This window comes from Devosia sp. P3_B2, from assembly GCF_056402875.1.
In genome coordinates, this window is the sequence record NZ_JBFUGO010000003.1 from 255469 (window position 1) to 273396 (window position 17928).

Here is a 17928-nt window from a genome sequence, read left to right on the forward strand (position 1 = left end):
TCAACCCCCAGGGATCACGGACCGAGGGCTCCATTTTCGGTTTGACAGGGGGCAGCTTTCACCCTAACCGGACGTTTCCCAGCGGGTGGCCCCGCCTTTCTAATGAGGAAGCAATTGGCCAACGACGAACGCGGTACAAAACGGGAAGATCCCGATACCGGCAAGAAGTTCTATGATCTGAACAAGGATCCGATCGTCTCGCCCTATACCGGCAAATCCTATCCGCGCTCTTTCTTCGAGCAGAACGCAGTTGCGGCGGTTCGCGCCAAGGCGGCTGTGGTGAGCGCGGCAGAGGATGACGAGGAAGAGGTCGAAGTCGAGGAGGTCGCCGAACCCGGCGCTCCCGAGATCGTCTCCCTCGAGGATGCCGATGCCGAAGAGGCAGGTGTCGAAGGCGAGGATATCCCTGATGTCGAGGACGTCGAAGACGTCGAGGACATTGGCGAAGACGACAGCGACGTGTTCCTCGAAGAGGACGAAGACGAGGACGAGAACCTCGATTTCGACGTCGGCGGCGGCGACGAGCGCTAAGCTCCGAACCAGCCGAGCGCGTTGTCGGATAGTGAAAGTCGCCAACTTTCGCCGACCGCGCGATGCCCGCGAAATACCCCTTGCATGCGAGAGGTGACGTGGGTAGATAGCACCGCGCTTCGACGGGAGACCGCCGCGGCGCACACCCAAGACACGATCCGTTCGTGTCACCGGACGTGATCCAGCGGATCGTTGATGGGGCCATAGCTCAGTTGGGAGAGCGCTTGCATGGCATGCAAGAGGTCGTCGGTTCGATTCCGATTGGCTCCACCAAGTCCCCCGGGCAGGCAGGTCGCCTGACCCATGATGATGAGCCGCCTTCGGGCGGCTTTTTGTTTCAGCGCCGGAGGCGAAGATGACGCGAACCCATTGCGGCATGGATTTCGGCACCTCCAACTCCACCCTCGCGGCAGCCGGCGGCGACCAGCCGCCCCGACTGCTGCCGCTCGAGGACGGCAAGCCCACCATCCCCTCGGCGATCTTCTTCTCGTTCGAGGAAGATCGGACGTTCTTCGGCCGGCAGGCAGTGAGCGAATACGTCACCGGCGCCGATGGCCGGTTGATGCGCTCGATCAAGAGCGTGCTCGGCACCTCCCTGTTCAATGACACGACGCGAGTGAAGCGCGACGCGCTGAAGTTCTCCGATATCCTCGGCAGGTTCGTCGGCGAGCTCAAGCGCCGGTCCGAGGCTTCGCTCGGGCACGACATCGAGGATATCGTCTGCGGGCGGCCGGTGCGCTTTGTCGACGATGACGACAAGGCCGATGCCGAGGCGCAGCGCCAGCTCGAAGGCGCGGTGAAGGCGCAGGGTTTCAGGCACATCGAGTTCCAGTTCGAGCCGATCGCCGCAGCGCTCGACTACGAGCAGCAGGTGACGCACGAGGAACTCGGGCTGGTGGCCGATATCGGCGGCGGCACTTCGGACTTCACGGTGATCCGGCTGTCGCCGGAGCGCGCGACGCGGGCTGACCGCAAGGCCGACATCCTCGCCACGGCAGGCGTGCATGTCGGCGGCACCGATTTCGACCGGCTGCTGTCGCTGAAGAAGGTGATGCCGCTGATGGGCTATGGCACGGAGACGGCGGATGGCAAGCGCCCCCTGCCCTCGGCGCCGTACTATGACCTCGCCACCTGGCACCGCATCAACCGGCTCTACAATCAGAAGACGCTGCTCGAGCTGCGCTCGACCTACCAGGAGGCGCAGTTCCCCGACCTGGTCAGCATGCTGATCGCACTGGTAGAGGACCGGCAGGGGCACCGGCTGGCGGGGCGGGTGGAAGAAGCCAAGATCGCGCTCAGCGAGGCGCCGCAGACCGAGTTTCGCTTCGTGACGCGCGACGTGAAGCTGGAGACGCCGATCGCTCTCGAGGAGTTGGAGGCAGCGCTGCAAGGCGCCACGGCTGCGATTGCCACTGCGATCGGGCGTACCCTTGCGGCCGCCGGGGTCGAAGGCAGCCAGATCGACACTTTGATCCTCACCGGCGGCTCGACCCGCGTGCCTGCGGTGGGCGACATGCTGCGCGCACTGTTCCCCGAGGCCAAGGCGGTCGAGACCGACGCTTTCGGCAGCGTCGGGCTCGGCCTCGCGCTCGATGCGTCGCGGCGGTTCGGCTAGCGAGAGATCACGCGGCGCGGGAGACCCGGGCGGCTTCGGCATTGGCGTAGAGGTCGACGAGGGCTCGGGCGCGGACGATTGCGACCTCGCGGCCTTCGCGCAGCAGCGAAGTGGCCTTGGTCGGCATGATCAGTCCCGTTGCGGTTTCGACCAGCACCGCGTCCCAGCGTGTGGTGCGGGTGATGCGGATCGTGTAGCCGCGATAGCTATCGTCCAATAGGTGGTCCCCCGCCGAATGATGCGGTGTGCAATTGCAACGCTGCACCCAGCGTTCCACTCGCTCAACGACACCGCGATCACAACTAGCGCACGGTGTGGATTGTGGGGAGAACGGGAAACGTGATCGGCGGCGTCACGCTTCCGGGCATTTCGCCGTTTCGGCGAAATGCCGCAGGGTTTTGAGTGTTCACGCTTTCGAACCGGAAAAGTCTGCAACTTTTCCTGAAAGCGCTCTACAGGAAATCGTCGCGCCGCGGGGTGAAGCTGTCGATCAGCTTGCCCGCTTCCAGCGCCTTGACGCCATGCACCAGGCCCGACGGCACGATATAAGCGCCGCCCTTGCCGATGGTTTCGGTGATGCCGTCGATGGTCACCTCGAACACGCCTTCGGCCACATAGCTGGTCTGCAAATGCGGGTGCGAGTGCAGCGCGCCGACGCCGCCCTTGTCGAAGGTGAACTCCACCAGCATCAGCTCTGGCAGATCGAGAATCACCCGGCGGCTCGAGCCATCAAGCTGGGTCTGCTTGCCGTCGCCGGGCTGCGCGAAGAGAGGAGACATTCTGTCACTCACAGCTTGTAGGCCTTCTTGACCAGATTGTAGGCGAGGTCTTTGGCGACTTCGTGAGCTTCGTCCTCGTCGAGCCGGTGCTCGGTGACGAGGCGGGCAAGGAAGGCGCAATCGACGCGGCGGGCGACGTCGTGGCGGGCGGGGATCGAGGGGAAGGCGCGGGTGTCGTCGTTGAAGCCGACGGTGTTGTAGAAGCCGGCCGTCTCGGTCGCCATCTCACGGAAACGGCGCATACCCTCCGGGCTGTCGTGGAACCACCAGGGCGGCCCCAGCTTCAGCGACGGATAAACACCGGCCAGCGGCGCCAGTTCGCGCGCATAGACGCTTTCGTCGAGGGTGAAGAGGATGATCGAGAGCTTCGGATCGGTGCCCACGGCGTCGAGCAGCGGCTTCAGCGCGCCGACATAATCGGTGCGCGATGGGATATCGAAGCCCTTGTCGCGGCCGAACTTCGCCAGCATCGAGGGCGAGTGGTTGCGCCAGGCGCCGGGGTGGATCTGCAGCACCAGCCCGTCATCGATCGACATACGGGCCATTTCGGTCAGCATCTGGGCGCGGAACAGGGCGCGCTCACGGGCATCAGCCTTGCCGGTGCGGACCTTGTCGTAGAGCTGGCCCGCCTCCTTGGGCAGGAGGTTTGCGGTCTCGGCGGTCGGGTGGCCGTGGTCGGACGAGGTGGCGCCGAACTGCTTGAAATAGGCGCGGCGCTTCCGATGCGCTTCGAGATAGCCGTTCCAGTGGCCGGTATCCTCGCCGCTGATCTCGCCCAGCTTGTCGAGATTGTCAGCGAAGCCGGAGAAATCCGGATCGACTACCGAATCGGGACGATAGGCGGGGACCACCCGGCCTTTCCAGCCGCTATCGTGGATCATCTTGTGCCACTTGAGATCGTCGAGCGCCGCGTCGGTGGTGGAGATCACCTCGAGGTTGAAGCGTTCAAACAGGGCGCGCGGGCGGTAGTCGTCGCGCTCAAGCAGTTGGGCGATCTGGTCGTAGATCGCATCGGCGTTCTTCTCGCTGAGCCGCTCGGTGACACCGAACAGTGTCGCCAAGGTATGGTCTAGCCACGAGCGCGTCGGGGTGCCGCGGAACAGATAGTAGTGCTTCGCGAACAGCCGCCAGATCTTCCGCCCATCGGTCTCCACCGCCGAGCCATCGGTGGTCGGGACGCCGAGGTCCTCGAGGCGGATGCCCTGCGAAAACAGCATGCGGAAGACATAGTGGTCAGGAACGATCAGCAGGCGCGCCGGATCGGGGAACTTGTCGTTCTCGGCATACCAGCGCGGCTCGGTGTGGCCGTGCGGCGAGACCAGCGGCAGGTCCTTGATGCCGGCATAGAGCGCCTGCGCGATACCGCGGGCCTTGGGTTCGGCATCGAACAGCCGGTTGTCGTCGAGCAAAGTCATGGTCCGTAGTCCTCCGAACCACTTGGTTACTTAGCGGGGACGAGGATGTCAAAGCCGGTCAGGCGGAGCGGCCACCGACGCTGGCTCGCGTGCTCGCCGAGGACTACTTGGGCGTCAGTCCGTACAACCGCGCCATTTTCTCGACGTTGCCCATCACGCGGGCACGCAACTCGGGCGGGCCGAGCACTTCCACGTCGTCGCCGAGCTTGATGAATTCGTGGCTGGCCCAGCCCACTTCCTCGATCGGCACGTCGAACTCCGCCCAGCCATCGGCGTCCGGCACGAGGGTCAGCGCTTCGACCGCCTGCCGCACCGTGTCGCTCATTCCCCTGAGCTTGCGGCGGCCGACCTCGTTGGCCCGCACCCTCGCGATACCGACATAGATATCGCGCTCGAATTGCTTGGTGGCTTCCTGCCAGTGCGACGGCAGGTCGAAATTCTTGGGCCGGGTGAAGGTCTCGCCGGTGGGGCCGAGCGCCTGGATCTGCGACAGCCGGTAGGTGCGGGCGTTGCCGTCGCGTTGCGCCACGACGTACCAGACGCCGCCCTTCAGGACGAGGCCGAGCGGCTCGATCACCCGGTCCTGCACGTCCTTCCAGCTCTCGTAGCGGATAGCGATGCGGGTTTCGCTCCACACTGCCTCGGCCACCAGCTTCAGGAATTCCGGCTTGTAGCCGGGTTGGAACCAGCCGCGCGGATCGAGATGAAAGCGCGAGCTCATCCGCCGCGCCTCGGCCTGCCAGTCGGCGGGCAGCGCCGCCAGCAGCTTCAGCTCGGCCTGCGCCGCCTCGTCGCCGAGACCGAGTTCACCAGCCGGACCGGGCAAGCCCGAGAAGAACAGCGCCCGAGCTTCCGGGGCAGTGAGGCCGTTGAGCCGGGTCTTCCAGCCGTCGAGCAGGGCGAAACCGCCATTGCGACCGGTCTCGGCATAGACCGGAACGCCCGCGGCGCTCAGCTGGTCGATGTCTCGGTAGACGGTGCGAACGGAGACCTCGAGTTCTTCAGCCAGTGACTCGGCACTAGTCCGCCCCCGGGTTTGGAGGATCATCAGGATGGTGAGGAGGCGGCTTGCACGCATAAATCTTCTCTACACCAGCAACCCTGACAGCGGGTGTCAGTGTTACCGGCATAGAGTCGTTTCGTGAAGAGATGAGGAGAAGCGAGATGGCCTTCGATCAGGTGAACAGCGGTCGAGTAGATGGCGGCAAGGAGCGGACCCGCGTTGCGACGGACCTACGTCAGGCCGTCGCCATCATCAACGTTTCGCGCGCGGACCTGCCGGCGCATCGGTTTGGGCAGTGGGTCCGGTTGCTGGTGCTGCGCCGCTACGCCAACGCCATGCTGAAGCGGGCACTGCCCCGTCCCCAGCGCATGAACCTCGACGAACTCTCGCCGCACCTGCTCAAGGATATCGGCCTGCCACCGGACACCCGGTGAGATATCAGGCAGTCTGGCGGTCGAACTGGCCGTTCTTCATGAAGCGCCACAGATAGCTCGGCAGGATCGCGTCCATCGCGGTGGGCGCGATGTCGAATGCCGCGAGTGTGCGCTTTTCGCGCTTGGCTTCTTCGGAGACCATGTTGTCGGCCTGCAGCAGGTCGACCTGGTCGCCGGTGATAAGCGGCGAGGGCAGCAGCGACAGCGGGAAAGCCACCAGCTTCGCCAGCCCGGCCGGCAGCGGCAGCGTGAGGTTGCTGCGGCCGGTATCGGTGAGGACGCGCGCCACCAGCTCCTTGTGGGTCGCGACTTCCGGACCGCCGATCTCGTAGATCTTGCCGCCCTTTACCTGACCTTCCGCCGCGCGGCAGATCGCCTCGGCGACGTCGCCGACGTAGATCGGCTGGAAGCGCGACTTGCCGCCGATCACCGGCAGCACCGGCAGCATGCGAGCCAGCATGCCGTAGCGATTGAAGAAGCCATCGCCGGGGCCGAAGACGATCGAGGGCCGGATCACCACGGCCGACGGGAAGGCCGTCAGCACTTCGGTTTCGCCCAGCGCCTTGGTGCGGGCATAGCCGCTGACGCTCTGCGGATCGGCACCAAGCGCCGAGACATGCACCAGTTCGTCGACGCCAAGCGCCCGGGCCGCCTCGGCGATGTTCTTCGCGCCCATCGTGTTGACGGCACGGAAGCGCTGCTTGCCGCCTTCGACACCGATGCCGACCAGATTGATGACGATCGAGGCGCCCTTGATGGCGCGCTCGACCGAATCGCGGTTGCGGACATTGGCCTGGATCGGCATCACCTGGCCGACGGCGCCGAGCGGGCGCACATGGCCGGCGAGATCGGGGCGGCGCACCGCGACGCGGATGCGATAACCGCGCCGGGCGAGCAATTGCACCACCTGGGTCCCGATGAAGCCGGCGCCACCGAAGATAGTGACCAGGTTTGTGGTGGAATCCATGGCTCGGGCAGCTCCGCGGCAAGGCAAGTGGGCTAGGGTTTCGCCGCTTCTAGCGTGCGGGTCACGACGTGTCGAGTGGACGAGGCGCGCTCAGAGCGCAAAGCCCGTTGACAGCCCCCGCCCCTTCCCCTAGTGAACGGCGCCCATCGGTTTGCCCTGGTGGCGGAATTGGTAGACGCGCACGGTTCAGGTCCGTGTGTCGAAAGACGTGGAAGTTCGAGTCTTCTCCAGGGCACCAATGGTTCAACAAAAGCCTCCCTCACGGGAGGCTTTTTGCTTTGCTTGAGGAGTCGATCGTGACTCAACCGGAAGGCCCGCGCCTCCACCCCACCGGGCGGCTGATCCCGCCAGGGCTCGATGACGCCATGGTCACTGCCGTGGTGGAGCACTTCTATGGCCGGGCGCGGCAGGACGAAGTGATCGGGCCGGTGTTCAACCGGGTGATCCCCGAGGCCGAATGGCCGGCGCATCTCGAGACCATCGCCGATTTCTGGAGCTCGATGCTGCTCGGCACCGGGCGCTATTACGGCCGGCCGATGCCCAAGCACATCGCCATCCCCGAGCTCTCCGATCGGCATTTCGCCCGCTGGCTCAAGCTGTTCCGGGAGACGGTGGAGGAGCTTTGCCCGCCTGAGGTCGCAGCGCTGTTCGTCGAGCGGGCCGAGCGGATCGGCTACAACTTCCGCCTGCGCATCGCGCAGTTTCGTGGGCAGGACCCCGAGCAGGTGCGACCGATCAGGGCCGGCGACGAGAGCCCGGACCAACCCTGACGCCTGCCAGTTTGTGGCAAATTCCACCAAGTTTTCTGGCACCCCGTTAGCCCGGCGGGGCTAGCACGAACCTCCATGACCGGAAGGCGCCTCACCCGACCGGCCGCTATGCGACGCGTGAGGTTTTGCCATGGCTATCGATCTGGTTTCTCTCATCAAGCAGTTCCTGACACCGGAGATGGTGCAGCGACTGGCGGAAACGCTTGGCCTTGACGCCACGCAGGCGCAAACCGCGATCGGTGGGGTTATACCGGCGCTGCTTGCGGGCCTCTCGGGCACTGCGGCGAAGAGCGGCGGCGCGCAAAAGGTCGCCGACGCGGTCAACCAGCAGGCGGCCGGGCTCGATGGCATTGTTGGCATGCTGGGCGGCAGCAGCCAGACCGCACTGGTCGAAGATGGCTCGCGGCTGGTGGGCTCGCTCATAGGCACCAACGCGCAGACGGCGCTGTCCTCGGCGATCTCGACCTTCTCGGGGCTCGGGCAGAGTGCGGTGACGGCATTGCTCGGCGCATTGGCGCCGGTGGTACTCGGCGTCATCGGCAAGCAGGCGAGCGGGCCGCAGGGGTTCGACGCGGCCAGCCTCGGCACGCTGCTCACCTCGCAAAAGGACAGTATTGCCAAGGCCATGCCGGCCCGACTCAGCGGCCTGCTCTCCGGTTCGGGGCTGCTCGATTCGCTGGGCGGGGCGGCCGAGGCTGCCACCGGCAAGGTCAAGGAAGCCACCACTGCTGCGTCGCAATATGCCGGCGCCACCGCCGATGCCGCGACGCGCTCCGGCCGATCCTGGGCCTACTGGCTGGTGCCGCTGGCGCTTGTCGCCTTCGGCCTGTGGTACTTCATGGGCCGCCAGCAGCCAGCGACTTCTACCCCGGAGATCAGCAGCAGCCTCGTCGCTCCTGCCGCGCCGCTGACCATCGGCGACGTCGACGTGGGCAAGACGCTGACCGACAGCCTCGGCACGCTCCGCACCTCGCTCGAGGGCGTGACGGACGTTGCATCGGCGCAGACGGCGCTGCCGCAACTGCAGAACATCGATACGGCGATCGGCAAGGTGAGCAGCCTCGTCGGCGCGGCGACGGCAGAGCAGAAGGCGGCGCTCGGCGGCATCGCCGCCCCGCCGATCGCCTCGCTGACGCCGCTGTTCGACAAGGTGCTCGCCATCCCCGGCGTCGGTGAGGTGCTAAAGCCGACGATCGATGGGCTGAAGAGCAAGCTCGCGAGCCTCGCGGGCTAGAAGAACGGCAGCGGCCCCTCGCCCGGCTCGATCGGCACGTGGTGGGTGACGAGGCCTGTATCTGGCCGCCAGTGGTGCAGCAGCAGGGCCGGCGGCTCGATGTAGGACGCCGGCTCGTCGTCGGGCGCGAGCCGCAGCGCTATGGCCGTGGTGGCGCTGGGAGCAGTCAGCAGCAGCGTGCCGCCGAAGCGCAGCATCATATGGCGGTGGACGTGGCCGCAGAGCACGCGCTCGACCGCCGGATAACGAGCGACGATCGCCGCCAGCCGCCCGCCGTTGAAGCAGCGATAGGTGTCGATGAAACCGATGCCGGTCGAGATCGGCGGCTGGTGCAGCATGATGATGGTCGGGCGATCCGGCTCGGCGGCGAGCGCGGCCTCGAGCCACGCGGCTGCGGCGTCGCCGAAATCGCCGTGGTGGTGGCCCGGCACCGTGATATCTAGCCCGAGCACGCGGACCGGGCCGTGACGGCCGCTGCTGAAGTGCAGCGGACCCCCTGGCGGCAGAAAGCCGAGATCGGCGAAGGCGGTGCGGAAGGCCTCGCGCTCGTCGTGGTTGCCGGGAATGGCGAGGACAGGTGGCGTGATGGCGGCCATCAGCCCGCGCGCGTGAGCGTACTCTTCCGCCGTCGCGTGCTCGGTCACGTCGCCAGAGATCAGCACCAGGTCAGGCGCCGGATCGAGCGCCGCGAGGCGGCGGATGGCGGCCTCGAACATGGCGTTGGAATCGACCACCCCCTGGTAGAGCGTGCCCGGCGCGCAGACATGTGGGTCGGACAACTGGGCGATCAGCACCGGCCTCAAACCTTCACATAGTCGAACAGCACCCGCCGCAACTCTGCCTCGTCCTCTGCATCGAGCGCCGTGGTGAGGGCGGCGAGGGCGGCCGGCAGGTCGTTGGTCTGGCGCGCGCTGGGGGGCGAGCGGAGGATCTTCTGCTGGGTGGTGCGGAGCGCGTTTGCCGGATCGAAGAACAGTTCCTCGGTGAGCTTTTCGCCCGGCCGGGCGCCGGTTTCGACGATAGCGATGTCGCCGGTCGGGTTGTCCGCCGATTTCACCGAGAGGCCGGCGAGGCGGATCATGTTCTCTGCCAGGTCGCTGATGGAGACCGGCTCGCCCATTTCGAGCAGGAAGATGTCGCCGCCCTCGGCCAGGGCGCCTGCCTGGACGATCAGCTCGGCGGCCTCGTGGATCGACATGAAGTAGCGGGTCATGCGGCTGTCGGTGAGGGTCACCGGGCCACCGGCGGCGATCTGCTCGCGGAACAGCGGCACTACCGAGCCGTTGGAGCCCAGCACATTGCCGAAGCGCACCGAGCAGAAGCGCTTGCCCCTGCCCTTGCCGTAGTGGCGGACGATCAGTTCGGCCCAGCGCTTGGTCGCCCCCATGACGCTGGAGGGGCGCACGGCCTTGTCGGTGGAGATGAGGACGAAGCGCTGCACCTTGGCCTCCACCGCCGCCTGCACCAGGGTCTGCGTGCCGATGACGTTGTTGCGCACGCCTTCGAAGGGGTTCGCTTCCACCAGCGGCACATGCTTATGCGCCGCGGCGTGGAAGATCACCTCGACTCCCTGCTCGCCGAGGGTGCGGCGCACCAGCCGGGCGTCGGCGACCGAGCCGAGGATCGGCACGATCGGCACATTGGCGAGTGCGCGGAGCTGCCGATCGATCTCGTAGAGCGCGAACTCGTTGGCCTCGAGCAGCACCAGCTTCCTCGGCGCCTGCTGGACGATCTGCCGGGTCAGCTCGGAGCCGATCGAGCCGCCGGCGCCAGTCACGAGGATAACGCGGTCGGCGAGGATTTCGCGCATCAGGTCGGGGTTCGCGGGCACGGCGGAGCGGCCGAGCAGGTCGTCGATATCGATCTCGCGCAGCTGGCTGATCAGATATTTGCCCGACACCAGGTCGGCGATGGCCGGCAGGGCGCGGATCTTGATCGGATGATGGCTGAGCTCGGTGACGATCTGGGCGCGGCGGGTAGCGTCGGCGGAAGGCACCGAGAGAATCACTTCGTTGACGCCACGATTGCGGATCAGCTCGCCGAGCTTGCCAGGCGGATCGACGCGGACGCCCGCGACATCGCGACCCCAGAGGCTCGGATCGTCATCGAGAAAGGAAACGACATAGCTGGCGTGGTGGGCCCGCAGCGCTTCGGCGAGCTGGGTGCCGGCGGAGCCAGCGCCGTAGATCACCACGCCACCGCCACGGCCGACGCCGCGCTCGGGCAGCCAGAGCAATGCCTTGGCGATGAAGCGCGAGCCGGCAACGACCACCGTGCCGAAGATGAAATAGAACAGCGGCACGGTGCGCGGGAAGATCGCCAGCCGGGTGGCTTCGGCGAGAAACAGCGCGAATACCCAGAACAGCGTCGCCAGCATCATCGCCTGGATGATGGTCCACAGCGCGCGCTCCGGCAGGTAGCGGATCACGGCGCGATAGAGCCCCAGCCGGATGAACACCGGGATGGCGACGACCGGCGCCAGCAGCATCAGCATGAGGTGCGCGAGGGTCGGCGTGAAGGTGCCGCCCAACCGAATGGTGAAGCTCAACCACAGCACGCCAAGCAGCGCGAGGGTATCGAAGCCAATGAGGATGGCCTGTTTCCAGCGGCGCGGCAGACCGCTCAGCCCGTCGCGGACTTTGTTCAACGTCATAGAGAAAAACCCACCCGCCGCGAGCCGCGTGGCCTGCAGCCCCGGTTTTTGTAGCGGTGCCGCCCGGTCTTTCCAACGCCTTTATGCTATGGCATCACAGCCCATTCGCCGAGTTAGGACATCGACATGACCATCAGACTGCACCGGGGCGACCTGCCCGACCTTTCGCGCTATGGCCGGGAGGTGGCGATCGACACCGAAACGATGGGGCTCGATCCGCGGCGCGACCGGCTCTGCGTGGTGCAGCTTTCCCCCGGCGACGGCAGTGCCGACGTGGTGCAGATTCCGCAGGACCTGACCGAGGCGCCGAACCTGGTGAAGCTCTTGAGCGATCCGGGCGTCACCAAGATCTTCCACTACGCGCGCTTCGACATGGCCGTGCTGAAGCACCGCTTCGGCATCGTCACCGGGCCGGTCTACTGCACCAAGATCGCTTCCAAGCTGGTGCGCACCTACACCGATCGACACGGGCTCAAGGACCTGGCGCGCGAACTGCTCAACATCGACATGTCCAAGCAGCAGCAGAGCTCGGACTGGGGCGCGGAGAAGATCAGCGAGGCGCAGCTCGATTACGCCGCGTCGGACGTGCTGTACCTGCACGACCTGAAGCGCCATCTCGACCGCATGCTGAAGCGTGAAGGCCGGGTGGAGCTCGCCGCGGCGTGCTTCGAGTTCCTCAAGCACCGGATCGACCTCGACCTGATGGGCTGGGACGAGACGGATATTTTCGCGCATAGCTGATGGCGTCGCTGGCCGCCCCGACCGATACGCGTGAGGCGCTCTACACGCGGCTGACGCGGCGCAACCGGCTGGTCGGGCTGCTGCGCTGGCTGGTGCCGGCGGCGGGAGTACTGACCTTCGCCGTGGTCTTGGGGATGATCGTCATCGACAATCTCGGCCAGCGCTTCGGCTTTTCCAATATCCGGATCGACCGTGACAACCTGGTGGTGGAAACGCCCAAGCTCACCTCCACCGGCGACGACGGCACGCTCTATGCGCTGTCGGCGCGGGCGGCGCGGGTCAGGCCGACGCAGACCGACCTGGTCGACATGGAGGATGCGGTGTTCGCCATGACCCCGCCCACCGGAGCGGCACTGGAAGCCGTGGCCGAGGCCGGGCAGTTCCAGATCAACGACCAGCTGCTGACGGTGCCGGGCGTCACCCACATCTCCAGCACCGAGGGGCTCAAGGGCACGCTCGAGGCGGTGTTCGCCGACCTGATGAACTGGAAGATGGTGGCGAGCGGCACGGTCGACATCACCATGCCCAACGGCTCGCACCTCGTTTCGGACGGCATGACCTACGATCGTGCGACCGGCATCTACACCTTCAAGCGGGCCAACCTGACGCTGGTCTCGACCCCGGGAGAGACCCCATGAAGCAGTTGGCCGCGCTTGTCCTCGCGCTGCTCTTCGCCCTGCCCGCCATGGCGGCCGAGCCGGTGAACGTCACGGCCGACAACTTCACGGTCGACCAGAACAACAACAATGCCGTCTTCACCGGCAACGTGGTGATCACCCGCACCGGACTGAAGCTCTGGGCCGACAAGGTGGTGGTGCTCTATGGCAGCGGCGGGCCGAGCGATATCGACAAGCTCACCGCCACCGGCAGCGTACGGATCAAGACCACCAGCCAGGAGGCCACCGGCGACAAGGCGACCTTCGACCCGGATACGCAGGTGCTCAAACTCACCGAGAACGTCACCGTCAGCAATGCCCAGGGCAAGGTCAGCGGACCGGCGCTCACCATCGACCTCGCCACCAACAAATCGGTGTTCCAGGGCACCGAAGGGAGCCGGGTGACCGGCGTCTTCACCCCGCAATGAACGAGCAGCCGACAGCAACGCCAAAGCCCCGGGTCGACCAGACCGGATGGCTCGTGGCGCATGGGCTGAACAAGAGTTTCGGCAAGCGCACCGTGGTGGAGAATGTCAGCCTTGCCGTGCGGCGCGGCGAGGCGGTCGGCCTGCTCGGCCCGAACGGCGCCGGCAAGACGACGGTTTTCACCATGATCATGGGGCTGGTGAAGCCCGACAAGGGCAAGATCCTCCTCGATGGCCGGCCGATCACCAACCTGCCGCTGTTCCAGCGTGGCCGGCTCGGCATCGGCTACCTGCCGCAGGAGAGCTCGATCTTTCGCGGCCTCAGCGTCGAGGGCAACATCCTTGCCGTGCTCGAAGGGCACGTGCCGCGGAAAGCCGACCGCCTGGCCCGGCTGCGCGAGCTGCTCGACGAGTTCGGCATCGCCCATATCGCCAAGTCCAACGCCATGTCGCTCTCGGGCGGTGAACGCCGGCGCGTGGAAATCGCGCGAGCGGTCGCTACCGACCCTCTGTTCATGCTGCTCGACGAGCCGTTCGCCGGCGTCGATCCGATCGCGGTGAGCGAGGTGAAGATGCTGGTCAAGCACCTGACCCGCCGCGGCATCGGGGTGCTGATCACCGATCACTCGGTGCGCGAAACCCTGTCGCTGGTCGATCGCGCCTACCTGATCCACGAGGGCCACGTGATGATCCAGGGCAAGCCCGACGTCATCGTCGCCGACCCGGAAGCACGCCGGGTGTACCTGGGCGATACGTTCGAGGTTTAGCTCGATCTCGATTCCTCAGTCAGAACCTTCTCCCACAAGGGGAGAAGGCAAGAACGCTAAGCACAACTACGCGCCCCCAACCTTAACCAATCTTGGCACGGTTCTTGCCCTAGCGCTGCCAATCATGCATGGATGTCACCCGGAAGCCTTAAGTGCCTCGGGGAGTTTCGCGGGATGGCCTTGACGCCGCGGCTTGAGGTTCGTCAGAGCCAGGGCCTGACGCTCACGCCGCAATTGATGCAGTCGATCCGGCTGTTGCAGCTCAGTCACCTGGAGCTCAACACCTTTGTCGAGGCGGAATTGCTGCGCAATCCGCTGCTCGAGCGCGAGGACGGCGCCGAGCCGGCCGAGGACGCGGCCAACGAGCTGCCGGAACGGCCGGCCGAGCTCAACGCTGCCGAAGACACCGTGGATTTTTCCGAACGCATCCAGTCGGCCGACAGCATCGCCAACGGCTACGACACCGAGGTCGAGAACGTCTTTCCGGACCAGTCCACACCCGACCGCCAGACCGATTCCACCCAGTGGAATGAGCGCAGCGGCTCGGGCGATGGCGAGGCCGCCGATATCGACCAGTTCGTCGCCTCCCGCCCGACGCTGGGCGATCACCTCGCGGCGCAGGCCGGCCTGATCATCTCCGATCCGGCCGAGCGGCTGATCGCGCAGTTCCTGATCGATAGCCTCAGCGAGGCGGGCTACCTCGCGGTCGAGCTCGAAACCGTTGCCGAGCAACTCGGTGCACCGGTCGAGGCCATCGAGGCCGTCCTGTTCAAGCTGCAAGGGTGCGATCCCGTCGGGGTATTTGCCCGCGACGTGCGCGAGTGCCTGGCGCTGCAGTTGAGGGAAAAGGACCGGCTCGACCCGATGATGCTGCGGCTGCTCGACAATCTCGAGCTGATCGCCCAGCACGATCTCGGCGCCCTCGCCCGCGCCGTAGGCTCCGATCGCGAAGACCTGCTCGATATGCTTGCCGAGCTCCGCCAGCTCGACCCCAAGCCGGGCCGGGCATTCGAGGCCGGGCCGGTGGAATCGGTGGTGCCCGACGTGTTCGTGCGGCCGGGCTCGGGCGGCGAGTGGCAGATCGAGCTCAATCCCGACGTGCTGCCGCGCGTGCTTGTCAACCGTATCTATTATGCCTCGGTGACCAAGAAGACCCGCGACACGGCGGAAAAGAGCTTCCTCACCGATTGCCTCGCCACCGCCAACTGGCTGGCCAAAAGCCTCGACCAGCGGGCGCAGACCATCCTCAAGGTCACCGCCGAGATCGTGAAGCAGCAGGACGGCTTCCTCGTCCACGGCATCACGCACCTGAAGCCGATGACGTTGAAAGCCGTGGCCGACGCCATCGAGATGCACGAGTCGACGGTGAGCCGCGTTACCTCGAACAAATACGTGTCGACGCCGCGCGGGCTGTTCGAAATGAAGTACTTCTTCACCACCGCGCTGGGCTCCTCGACCGGCGAGGGCGACCATTCGGCCGAGGCGGTGCGTCACCGTATCAAGCAGATCATCGAGGCCGAGCAGCCGGCCGATATCCTCTCGGACGACACCATCGCCGAGATGCTGCAGAAAGAGCGTGGGATCGAAGTGGCTCGCCGCACCGTCGCGAAATATCGCGAGGGAATGAACATCCCGAGCTCGGTGATCCGACGTCGGCAGAAGCGCGCCTTGGTGGCGGCGGGACGATAGCGCGCTGCCGAGGCGGCTGTCGACACCTCGCATTTGAACCCAATGTCGATCCGCGCATTGCCCCTCCCGTAGGGGCGGTCTAGACTCCGCCTCCCGGGGTGACCACATCTCATGGTGGCGGCTGCTCCGGCCGGCTGTACCAAAGAGAAAGAGGACCTCCATGACACTGCGCGTCTCAGGAAAAAACATGGATGTCGGCGATGCGCTGCGGATCAAGGCGCAGGGCCATTTCGACACGGTGGTGAAGAAGTATTTCGACGGCAACTACACCGGCCACCTCACCCTCGAACCGGAAGGCTCGGGGTTCAATGCCCAGTGCATGGTGCACCTCGATTCCGGCGCCGTGCTGCAATCGAGTTCATACGGCGGCGATGCGCTTTCGGCCTACCAGGTCATGGCCGACACCATCGAAAAGCGGCTCAGGCGCTATAACCGCAAGCTCAAGGCCCACCGCCGCCATGCCAATGGCGCCGATGAGGAGGCGCCATCCTACGTGCTCGCCGCGCCCAGCGACGAGGATGAGCTGCTGGAGGACTACTCGCCGCCGGTGATCGCCGAGGCGACCTCGAGCCTGAGGCAGATGTCTGTGGGCGAAGCGGTGATGCAGCTTGATCTTACCCAGGCGGAAGTGGTCGTATTCCGGCATGCTGGACATGGTGGCCTAAATGTGGTCTACCGCCGCGCCGACGGCAATATTGGCTGGATCGATCCAGCCCTCAGGCCGAACTAGGGCTCCGGAAAAGCTTGCACTTTCCGCATCCACGATGGGAAATTCTTGATGGAATTGGCTGACATCCTCTCCGAGGAGTCCGTGATTGTTTGCTCTGGGATCAAGACCAAGCTGGACGTATTGCAAAGGCTTTCCGAGCGCGCCGCCAAGATCACTGGCCAGGACGCCGCGACCATCTTCGAAGCAGTGAACGATCGTGAGCAGCTCGGCTCGACCGGGCTGGGCAACGGCATCGCGATTCCGCACGGCAAGTTCCCCGGGCTTGGCGCGGTGACGGCCGTGTTCGCCCGTCTCGAAGCGCCGGTCGAGTTCGAGTCGGTCGACGACCAGCCGGTCGATCTCGTCATGCTGCTGCTCGCCCCCATGGGGGCGGGCGCCGACCACCTGAAGGCCCTGGCGCGCGTTGCCCGGATCCTGCGCACCGATTCCGTGGTGGCCCGCCTGCGCCGTTGCCACGACGCAGGCGAACTGCACGCCATCCTGACCCACCCGCTGGAAACGACGCGGGCGGCCTAAGCCTCAGCAATTTCGGATTTGCACCTCTTGCCTTCTCCCCTTGCGGGAGAAGGTGGCGCGTTGCTCGTTGAGAGTGCCGCAACCGCCGGTTGCGCGATCGGAACGAAACGACGAACGACTGGAGTGCGCGGAGAGATACCCCTCATCCGCCTTCGGGCACCTTCTCCCACAAGGGAGAAGGGCTATCGTCTCAAGCGCGTCAGTGCAGCGTCACGATCCCGAACGACTTGTCGCTGAGCCACTCTTCCACGGCTTCCTCGCTGTCGCCCACCATCAACGGCGAGCCGTCGGCGGAGACCACGATATGGAAATCGGACTCTTCGCTGAATTCACTGTCGGGCAGGATCGGACCCATATCCGCGCCCTTGACGTGCTTGACGTAGACCACTGCATTGCCGCCGAGCGCCATGAACTGGGCCGGGGTCAGGTTCCGCAGGGGGTTATCTAGCTGCTGTTCTCTGTTCTCTTGCATGCGTGTTCCCCTTTCTTAGGCAGAACGGATCTCGATACGGCGGGCGATTTTTTCGGCTCTTGGACGAACAACTGCGATCATCAGCATGCCGTTCCTCAAAATCGCGTCTTTGACCACCATGCCGTCGGCGAGGAGGAAGTTTCGCTGGAACTGCCGCGCGGCAATGCCGCGATGCAGGTATTCCCGGCTGGCGTCGTCCTTCTGTCGGCCTCTGACCAGCAGTTGATTGTCTTCCACCGTCACCTCGAGATCGGATAAACCGAACCCCGCGACAGCGATGGAGATCAGAAAGGTCTCCGCGCCCTCCGCATCGAGCGAACGCTCGATATTGTAGGGCGGGTAGCCATCGGCGGCTTTGCTCATCCGATCGATGCGTTCTTCGAAGGCATCGAAGCCGAGCAGAAACGGCGCCGAAAACATGGAGACGCGCGACATCCGGATCGTCCTTGTTCCAAGCAACGGTGTGGAGCGGCCCTAGTTTCAGTGGCACCGTTCCATGCCCGTGATATGGGTCTCGGGACTTTCTCAATC

At 65.4% G+C, this 17928-nt stretch carries 21 protein-coding genes and 2 tRNA genes; 14 read left to right on the forward strand and 9 right to left on the reverse strand.

From position 1 onward, the window contains the following. The first annotated feature begins 114 nt into the window (after positions 1-114). From AC1DV8_RS06700 to AC1DV8_RS06710, 3 genes are all read left to right on the forward strand, one after another. Positions 115-531, forward strand: coding sequence for a TIGR02300 family protein (locus tag AC1DV8_RS06700; RefSeq protein ID WP_477151526.1), 417 nt, complete (start codon positions 115-117; stop codon positions 529-531). A 197-nt stretch (positions 532-728) separates the two neighbouring features. Continuing rightward, positions 729-804, forward strand: a tRNA-Ala gene (locus tag AC1DV8_RS06705). Positions 805-886: 82 nt separating this feature from the next. Then, positions 887-2146, forward strand: coding sequence for an Hsp70 family protein (locus AC1DV8_RS06710; protein WP_477156920.1), 1260 nt, complete (start codon positions 887-889; stop codon positions 2144-2146). Between the two features lie 7 nt (positions 2147-2153). On the opposite strand, the gene AC1DV8_RS06715 is transcribed toward AC1DV8_RS06710, so the two are convergent. The 4 genes from AC1DV8_RS06715 to AC1DV8_RS06730 all read right to left on the reverse strand — a co-directional run bounded on the left by AC1DV8_RS06715 (position 2154) and on the right by AC1DV8_RS06730 (position 5418). After that, a complete protein-coding gene (locus AC1DV8_RS06715) occupies positions 2154-2363 on the reverse strand; it encodes a hypothetical protein (protein ID WP_477151524.1) in 210 nt (69 codons plus the stop codon). A gap of 235 nt (positions 2364-2598) precedes the next feature. Then, complete coding sequence (locus AC1DV8_RS06720; RefSeq protein WP_477151523.1) at positions 2599-2925, reverse strand: cupin domain-containing protein; 327 nt, start codon at positions 2923-2925, stop codon at positions 2599-2601. A gap of 8 nt (positions 2926-2933) precedes the next feature. Further along, positions 2934-4340 (reverse strand): glucuronate isomerase, encoded by a 1407-nt coding sequence (uxaC, locus tag AC1DV8_RS06725; RefSeq protein ID WP_477156921.1) that lies wholly within the window; start codon positions 4338-4340, stop codon positions 2934-2936. Between the two features lie 103 nt (positions 4341-4443). Next, complete coding sequence (locus tag AC1DV8_RS06730) at positions 4444-5418, reverse strand: helix-turn-helix transcriptional regulator (RefSeq protein ID WP_477156922.1); 975 nt, start codon at positions 5416-5418, stop codon at positions 4444-4446. Positions 5419-5504: 86 nt separating this feature from the next. Here AC1DV8_RS06730 and AC1DV8_RS06735 point away from each other — a divergent pair, with 86 nt between their 5' ends. Continuing rightward, the gene (locus AC1DV8_RS06735) at positions 5505-5777 is read left to right on the forward strand and encodes a YjiS-like domain-containing protein (protein WP_477156923.1); all 273 of its coding nucleotides are present in this window, start codon (positions 5505-5507) and stop codon (positions 5775-5777) included. 4 nt (positions 5778-5781) lie between these two features. On the opposite strand, the gene AC1DV8_RS06740 is transcribed toward AC1DV8_RS06735, so the two are convergent. Next, positions 5782-6744 (reverse strand): complex I NDUFA9 subunit family protein, encoded by a 963-nt coding sequence (locus tag AC1DV8_RS06740; protein ID WP_477151519.1) that lies wholly within the window; start codon positions 6742-6744, stop codon positions 5782-5784. 153 nt (positions 6745-6897) lie between these two features. On the opposite strand from AC1DV8_RS06740, the gene AC1DV8_RS06745 reads away from it, so the two are divergent. The 3 genes from AC1DV8_RS06745 (at position 6898) to AC1DV8_RS06755 (ending at position 8748) form a co-directional block, all read left to right on the forward strand. Then, positions 6898-6982, forward strand: a tRNA-Leu gene (locus tag AC1DV8_RS06745). Between the two features lie 127 nt (positions 6983-7109). After that, complete coding sequence (locus tag AC1DV8_RS06750) at positions 7110-7514, forward strand: group III truncated hemoglobin (protein WP_477151562.1); 405 nt, start codon at positions 7110-7112, stop codon at positions 7512-7514. Positions 7515-7644: 130 nt separating this feature from the next. After that, a complete protein-coding gene (locus AC1DV8_RS06755) occupies positions 7645-8748 on the forward strand; it encodes a DUF937 domain-containing protein (protein WP_477156924.1) in 1104 nt (367 codons plus the stop codon). Here AC1DV8_RS06755 and AC1DV8_RS06760 read toward each other — a convergent pair. Together AC1DV8_RS06760 and AC1DV8_RS06765 are read right to left on the reverse strand one after the other, a co-directional pair. Continuing rightward, on the reverse strand, positions 8745-9542 hold the full coding sequence (locus AC1DV8_RS06760) for a phosphodiesterase (protein ID WP_477156925.1): 798 nt from the start codon (positions 9540-9542) through the stop codon (positions 8745-8747). The genes AC1DV8_RS06755 and AC1DV8_RS06760 overlap by 4 nt on opposite strands. 5 nt (positions 9543-9547) lie before the next feature. After that, positions 9548-11401 carry a polysaccharide biosynthesis protein gene (locus AC1DV8_RS06765; RefSeq protein WP_477156926.1) on the reverse strand — a complete coding sequence of 618 codons (1854 nt, stop codon included), beginning with the start codon at positions 11399-11401 and terminating at the stop codon, positions 9548-9550. 126 nt (positions 11402-11527) lie between these two features. On the opposite strand from AC1DV8_RS06765, the gene AC1DV8_RS06770 reads away from it, so the two are divergent. From AC1DV8_RS06770 to AC1DV8_RS06800, 7 genes are all read left to right on the forward strand, one after another. Beyond that, positions 11528-12142 (forward strand): ribonuclease D, encoded by a 615-nt coding sequence (locus tag AC1DV8_RS06770; protein ID WP_477151516.1) that lies wholly within the window; start codon positions 11528-11530, stop codon positions 12140-12142. Next, the gene (locus AC1DV8_RS06775) at positions 12142-12780 is read left to right on the forward strand and encodes a hypothetical protein (RefSeq protein WP_477151515.1); all 639 of its coding nucleotides are present in this window, start codon (positions 12142-12144) and stop codon (positions 12778-12780) included. The genes AC1DV8_RS06770 and AC1DV8_RS06775 overlap by 1 nt, the downstream gene beginning before the upstream one ends. After that, positions 12777-13226, forward strand: coding sequence for a lipopolysaccharide transport periplasmic protein LptA (gene lptA / locus AC1DV8_RS06780; protein ID WP_477151514.1), 450 nt, complete (start codon positions 12777-12779; stop codon positions 13224-13226). Before AC1DV8_RS06775 ends, lptA begins: the two co-directional genes overlap by 4 nt. Beyond that, a complete protein-coding gene (gene lptB / locus AC1DV8_RS06785; RefSeq protein ID WP_477151513.1) occupies positions 13223-13990 on the forward strand; it encodes an LPS export ABC transporter ATP-binding protein in 768 nt (255 codons plus the stop codon). The genes lptA and lptB overlap by 4 nt, the downstream gene beginning before the upstream one ends. A 174-nt stretch (positions 13991-14164) precedes the next feature. Next, positions 14165-15679 carry an RNA polymerase factor sigma-54 gene (gene rpoN, locus AC1DV8_RS06790; protein WP_477156927.1) on the forward strand — a complete coding sequence of 505 codons (1515 nt, stop codon included), beginning with the start codon at positions 14165-14167 and terminating at the stop codon, positions 15677-15679. Positions 15680-15839: 160 nt separating this feature from the next. Next, complete coding sequence (locus AC1DV8_RS06795) at positions 15840-16409, forward strand: ribosome hibernation promotion factor (RefSeq protein ID WP_477151511.1); 570 nt, start codon at positions 15840-15842, stop codon at positions 16407-16409. Positions 16410-16457: 48 nt separating this feature from the next. After that, a complete protein-coding gene (locus AC1DV8_RS06800) occupies positions 16458-16925 on the forward strand; it encodes a PTS sugar transporter subunit IIA (RefSeq protein WP_477151510.1) in 468 nt (155 codons plus the stop codon). A 199-nt stretch (positions 16926-17124) separates the two neighbouring features. On the opposite strand, the gene AC1DV8_RS06805 is transcribed toward AC1DV8_RS06800, so the two are convergent. After that, on the reverse strand, positions 17125-17397 hold the full coding sequence (locus tag AC1DV8_RS06805; protein WP_477151509.1) for a DUF1150 family protein: 273 nt from the start codon (positions 17395-17397) through the stop codon (positions 17125-17127). Between the two features lie 15 nt (positions 17398-17412). Further along, a complete protein-coding gene (locus tag AC1DV8_RS06810) occupies positions 17413-17832 on the reverse strand; it encodes an Hsp20 family protein (RefSeq protein ID WP_477156928.1) in 420 nt (139 codons plus the stop codon). Positions 17833-17928 lie beyond the last annotated feature (96 nt).

Excerpts from the sequence above, each read along its gene's own strand:
- AC1DV8_RS06740 (WP_477151519.1), bottom strand. The coding sequence starts at position 6,744 with ATGGATTCCACCACAAACCTGGTCACTATCTTCGGTGGCGCCGGCTTC.
- AC1DV8_RS06710 (WP_477156920.1), top strand. The coding sequence starts at position 887 with ATGACGCGAACCCATTGCGGCATGGATTTCGGCACCTCCAACTCCACC.
- rpoN (WP_477156927.1), top strand. The coding sequence starts at position 14,165 with ATGGCCTTGACGCCGCGGCTTGAGGTTCGTCAGAGCCAGGGCCTGACG.
- AC1DV8_RS06800 (WP_477151510.1), top strand. The coding sequence starts at position 16,458 with ATGGAATTGGCTGACATCCTCTCCGAGGAGTCCGTGATTGTTTGCTCT.
- lptB (WP_477151513.1), top strand. The coding sequence starts at position 13,223 with ATGAACGAGCAGCCGACAGCAACGCCAAAGCCCCGGGTCGACCAGACC.
- AC1DV8_RS06735 (WP_477156923.1), top strand. The coding sequence starts at position 5,505 with ATGGCCTTCGATCAGGTGAACAGCGGTCGAGTAGATGGCGGCAAGGAG.
- AC1DV8_RS06750 (WP_477151562.1), top strand. The coding sequence starts at position 7,110 with ATGGTCACTGCCGTGGTGGAGCACTTCTATGGCCGGGCGCGGCAGGAC.
- AC1DV8_RS06755 (WP_477156924.1), top strand. The coding sequence starts at position 7,645 with ATGGCTATCGATCTGGTTTCTCTCATCAAGCAGTTCCTGACACCGGAG.
- AC1DV8_RS06730 (WP_477156922.1), bottom strand. The coding sequence starts at position 5,418 with ATGCGTGCAAGCCGCCTCCTCACCATCCTGATGATCCTCCAAACCCGG.
- AC1DV8_RS06770 (WP_477151516.1), top strand. The coding sequence starts at position 11,528 with ATGACCATCAGACTGCACCGGGGCGACCTGCCCGACCTTTCGCGCTAT.
- AC1DV8_RS06810 (WP_477156928.1), bottom strand. The coding sequence starts at position 17,832 with ATGTCGCGCGTCTCCATGTTTTCGGCGCCGTTTCTGCTCGGCTTCGAT.
- lptA (WP_477151514.1), top strand. The coding sequence starts at position 12,777 with ATGAAGCAGTTGGCCGCGCTTGTCCTCGCGCTGCTCTTCGCCCTGCCC.
- AC1DV8_RS06765 (WP_477156926.1), bottom strand. The coding sequence starts at position 11,401 with ATGACGTTGAACAAAGTCCGCGACGGGCTGAGCGGTCTGCCGCGCCGC.
- AC1DV8_RS06795 (WP_477151511.1), top strand. The coding sequence starts at position 15,840 with ATGACACTGCGCGTCTCAGGAAAAAACATGGATGTCGGCGATGCGCTG.
- uxaC (WP_477156921.1), bottom strand. The coding sequence starts at position 4,340 with ATGACTTTGCTCGACGACAACCGGCTGTTCGATGCCGAACCCAAGGCC.
- AC1DV8_RS06775 (WP_477151515.1), top strand. The coding sequence starts at position 12,142 with ATGGCGTCGCTGGCCGCCCCGACCGATACGCGTGAGGCGCTCTACACG.
- AC1DV8_RS06720 (WP_477151523.1), bottom strand. The coding sequence starts at position 2,925 with ATGTCTCCTCTCTTCGCGCAGCCCGGCGACGGCAAGCAGACCCAGCTT.
- AC1DV8_RS06805 (WP_477151509.1), bottom strand. The coding sequence starts at position 17,397 with ATGCAAGAGAACAGAGAACAGCAGCTAGATAACCCCCTGCGGAACCTG.